General features: G+C 65.3%; 4 protein-coding genes. 2 read left to right on the forward strand and 2 right to left on the reverse strand.

Going from position 1 to position 4,519, the window contains the following annotated elements; genetic code table 11:
* Positions 1-1,316 (reverse strand): ABC transporter ATP-binding protein (locus tag VL973_RS10535; RefSeq protein ID WP_325283975.1); only part of this gene is annotated, 1,316 nt, incomplete at its 3' end.
* A gap of 216 nt (positions 1,317-1,532) precedes the next feature.
* Between VL973_RS10535 and recA the strand changes: the two genes are divergently transcribed.
* Positions 1,533-2,603, forward strand: coding sequence for a recombinase RecA (recA, locus tag VL973_RS10540; protein WP_325283976.1), 1,071 nt, complete (start codon positions 1,533-1,535; stop codon positions 2,601-2,603).
* Between the two features lie 135 nt (positions 2,604-2,738).
* The gene (locus VL973_RS10545; protein ID WP_325283977.1) at positions 2,739-3,389 is read left to right on the forward strand and encodes a YoaK family protein; all 651 of its coding nucleotides are present in this window, start codon (positions 2,739-2,741) and stop codon (positions 3,387-3,389) included.
* A gap of 67 nt (positions 3,390-3,456) precedes the next feature.
* Here the strand turns inward: VL973_RS10545 and VL973_RS10550 are convergent.
* Positions 3,457-4,519 (reverse strand): dihydrolipoyl dehydrogenase family protein (locus VL973_RS10550; RefSeq protein WP_325283978.1); only part of this gene is annotated, 1,063 nt, incomplete at its 5' end.

Here is a 4,519-nt window from a genome sequence, read left to right on the forward strand (position 1 = left end):
GGGCGGGCGAAGCGGATATTTTCCATCACCGTCCGGTGGAACAGCATCACTTCCTGCGGAACCATCGCAATCGCCTGCGCCAGGCTTTCCTGCGTCACGGCATCGACGCGCTGTCCGTCGATCAGCACCGCGCCGGCAGCCACGTCATAGAATCGCTGGACCAGTTGCAGGATCGACGACTTGCCCGCACCCGACGGGCCGACGATCCCCACCTTCTGCCCCGACGGCACTTCGAACGACATGTCGTGCAGGACGGGACGGGCGGGATCATAGCCGAAACTGACATCCTCGAACCGCACGGTGCCGGCGCCCGGTTCGATGGGGCGGGCATCGGGCGCGTCGCCCAGCGTGTGCGGCACGCCGACGATCTCCAGCGTTTCGGACAGATAGCTGAACTGCTGGCTGGTATCGATCAGCGCCATCGCCAGGTCGCGCGCGCCATGCAACATGCGAAAGGTCAGCGTGGTGATGACCACCACGTCGCCGGTCGTGATCGCGCCCACCGACCAGCGGCTGATCGCCCAGACCAGCGTGCCGGCGACCATCAGCGCCATGGCGATGTCGTAAAGCCCGCGCACCCGTTCGACGAAGAACCACCCCCGACGCTGGGCGGCTGCTTCCTCGGTCAGAAAATCGCGCAGCCGTTCCTGCTCGCGCCGACGCGCGGCGAACGCCTTGACCACCCAGATGTTGCCGATCAGGTCGACCAGTTCGCCGCCGACCATGCCGGCCTTCTGCGCGAACTCGCGGTGATGGACGTGACCCTTCAGCCCGTGGAGCACCAGGATCGCGGTGACGGCGATGAACACCGCGCCCAGCACGGCGGCCATCCGAATGTCGATGGTCACGAACACGATCAGCGCGCCGACGAACGCCACCAGTGGTGGGGTCACTTCCATCAGCAGCCGGTGGATCAGCGCGCCGAAGATGCCCGCGAGCGAGCCGATGCGATGCCCCAGCGATCCGGCGCGCTGGGTCTGGAAGAAGGGAAGCTGATGACCGGTCAGATGGTCGAACATGTCCAGCCGGATGCGGATCCCCGATACCACCGTGTTATGGCCCAGCATGAACGCGGCGCCGCGCTGCAACGCGCTTTCGGCGACGACCAGCCCGATGAACAGCGCCAGCGCCCAATAGACGGGATCGGCCGACCCGCGCGCCATCGTCATCGCGTCGATCAGCAGCTTCATCGCATATTGCACGCCGACCGAGCTTGCCGCCCCGGCAATGACCACCAGCCCCAGCGCCATGAACGCCACCGGCCGCGCGGCGACATAATGGATCAGAAATCGAACAGGGCTGCTCAGGAAACGCAAAACGGTTCTCCGGGGACCAATCGCCGCGCTGCATCGCAGCATTCCTGTCGCAGCTAAAGCGCCAAAGCGTGCAGAGGGTTCCCCATTGCGCCCAACCGATCCGATTGGGCCGCATAGTAAAACATGTTCCCCACTTGTTCTCATGCGCCGTCTCGGCTATATGGCGGTCCGCGCGTTGAACCCGGCGCGCGGTTGCTCTAGCGAAGGACGCGACAAATGGCAGCTCAGCTCAAGGTGATCGGGAACGACATGGCGACCGCGAACGCAGACCGGCAAAAGGCGCTGGACGCCGCATTGGCGCAGATCGACCGTGCCTTTGGCAAGGGATCGGCCATGCGGCTGGGCCAGAAGGAAACGATGCAGGTGGAGGCGGTCTCGACCGGCTCGCTGGGTCTCGACATCGCGCTTGGCGTCGGCGGTCTGCCGCGCGGGCGTGTGATCGAGATTTATGGTCCCGAAAGCTCGGGCAAGACGACGCTGGCGCTGCATTGCATCGCCGAAGCGCAGAAGACCGGCGGCACCGCGGCCTTTGTCGATGCCGAACATGCGCTCGATCCCGTTTATGCGCGCAAGCTGGGTGTCAATATCGACGAACTGATCGTGTCGCAGCCCGACACGGGTGAGCAGGCGCTGGAGATTACCGACACGCTGGTGCGCTCCAACGCGGTTGACGTGCTGGTGGTCGATTCGGTCGCGGCGCTGGTCCCGCGCGCCGAGATCGAGGGCGAGATGGGCGACAGCCATGTCGGCCTTCAGGCGCGTTTGATGTCGCAGTCGCTTCGCAAGCTGACCGGCTCGATCAGCCGGTCGCGCTGCACGGTGATCTTCATCAACCAGCTCCGCATGAAAATCGGCGTGATGTATGGCAATCCTGAGACGACGACAGGCGGCAATGCGCTGAAATTCTATGCCTCGGTCCGGCTCGACATTCGCCGCACCGGCCAGATCAAGGATCGTGACGAGATCATCGGCAACGCGACCCGCGTCAAGGTGGTCAAGAACAAGGTCGCCCCGCCGTTCAAGCAGGTCGAGTTCGACATCATGTATGGCGAGGGGATTTCCAAGATCGGTGAGATCCTCGACCTGGGCGTCAAGGCCGGGCTGGTCGAAAAGGCGGGCGCGTGGTTCAGCTATGACAGCGTGCGGATCGGTCAGGGGCGTGAGAACGCCAAGACCTTCCTGCGCGACAATGCTGAATTGCGTGAGCGTCTGGAAGCCGCGATTCGGGCGCGCACGGCCGAAGTGGCCGAGGAAATGATGGTTGGCCCCGGCCCTGAGGACGACTGAAGACCGACGCGCCGCCCACCTGCGACAGCGTGAAATCCAGACAATGCCCGGTCGACAGGGGATGTCGACCGGGCATTGATGTTTGTGGCGCGCCTGGGGTTCAGCTTTGATGCGATAACCCCTAGATCGTCGGACATGCGCCGTACTTCCTCGCCGTTTCTGCTTGCCGCCCTTGTCCTCGCCGCGCTGGCGGGATTTGTGGATGCCTATGCCTTTGTCCGGCTGGGCGGCTTTTTCGTGTCGTTCATGAGCGGCAATACAACGCAGGGCGCCGCCGCGCTCGGCAACGGCGACTGGAATACCGCGCGGATCGCGCTGACGCTCGTCATGGGGTTTGTCGCGGGCGTGATGCTGGCGGCGATCGCCGCGCGCGCGGTCGCTGCCCGGCCGATGGCCGCCGTCATGGCATTGGCGACGCTGTTGCTCGGCGCCGCTGCGATCGGCACGCTGGCATCGCCGCCGATCGTCCTGCCACTGCTGGCGGCGGCAATGGGCGCGATCAACGGCGTGTTCACGCGCAATGGTGAGGTGACGATCGGCATCACCTATTTCACCGGCAATCTCGTCCGTCTCGGCCAAAGCCTGGCGGCGGCGCTGATGGGTGAGGGCGGGGGCTGGCTGGCGCTGCGCTATTTGCTGCTGTGGCTGGCCTTTGTCGGCGGGGCGATGGGCGGAGCGACCGCCGAACACGCGATCGGCGATCAGGCACTGTGGTATGCGGCGCTGGCATCAGGCTGGATGACACTGCTGCTGGCGCGTCAGCGGCCCGCCGCCGCCCAGGCCTGACGCCAAGGAAAAAGGGCCGCTGCCCGATTTCGGCAGCGACCCCTTTCGAACCATCGCGATCCGCGCGTCAGATGTGGATCGGCTTGCCCCGCACCGCCATCGCGGCTTCCTTGATCGCTTCCGAATGCGTGGGGTGCGCGTGGCAGGTATAGGCGATGTCCTCGCTGGTCGCGCCGAACTCCATCGCCTGCGTCGCCTGTGCGATCATCGTCCCCGCGACCGAGGTGATGATCCACACGCCCAGCACGCGGTCGCTGGTGGCGTCGGAAATGATCTTCACGAAACCGTCCGGCTCGTGATTGGTCTTGGCGCGGCTGTTGCCCGCCATCGGGAACTTGCCGACCTTGACCTCGCCCTTTTCCCGCGCCGCTTCTTCGGTCAGGCCGACGCCGGCGATTTCGGGCAGGGTATAGACGACCGACGGGATCAGCGCGTGGTTCACGATGCCGGTCTGACCCGCGATATTCTCGGCCACCGCGATGCCCTCGTCCTCGGCCTTGTGCGCCAGCATCGGGCCGGGGACCACATCACCGATCGCCCAGATGCCGTCGACCTTGGTCGCGAAGTCGTGGTCGATCTCGATCTGGCCGCGCTGGTTGACCGACAGGCCCGCCGCTTCGAGGTTCAGGCCGTCGGTGTTCGGACGCCGGCCGATCGCGACCAGGACATTGTCCGCCTCGATCGTCTCGGCGTCGCCGCCATTGGCGGGTTCGACGGTCACGGTCGCCTTGTCGCCGTCCACCGCGACGCCGGTCACTTTGGTGCCGGTCCTGAACTCGATGCCCTGCTTCTTGAACAGCTTGAGCGACTCCTTGCGGACGTCGCCGTCAAAGCCGGGCAGGATCTGGTCGAGATACTCGATCACCGTCACCCTGGCGCCCAGGCGACGCCAGATGCTGCCCATTTCAAGCCCGATCACGCCGCCGCCGATGACCACCAGATGGCCCGGCACCTTCGGCAGTTCCAGCGCGCCGGTCGAATCGACGACAACCTTCTGGTCGACCTCGACACCCGGCAACGGGGTGACCGACGAACCCGTCGCGATGACGATGTCGCGCGCGGTGACGGTGCGGTCGCCGACCTTGACCGTGGTCGAATCAACGAAACCGGCTCGGCCCTTCAGCCATTCG

It is taken from the genome of Sphingomonas sp., assembly GCF_035490575.1.
Taxonomy (GTDB): Bacteria; Pseudomonadota; Alphaproteobacteria; order Sphingomonadales; family Sphingomonadaceae; genus Sphingomonas.

Excerpts from the sequence above, each read along its gene's own strand:
- recA (WP_325283976.1), top strand. The coding sequence starts at position 1,533 with ATGGCAGCTCAGCTCAAGGTGATCGGGAACGACATGGCGACCGCGAAC.
- VL973_RS10545 (WP_325283977.1), top strand. The coding sequence starts at position 2,739 with ATGCGCCGTACTTCCTCGCCGTTTCTGCTTGCCGCCCTTGTCCTCGCC.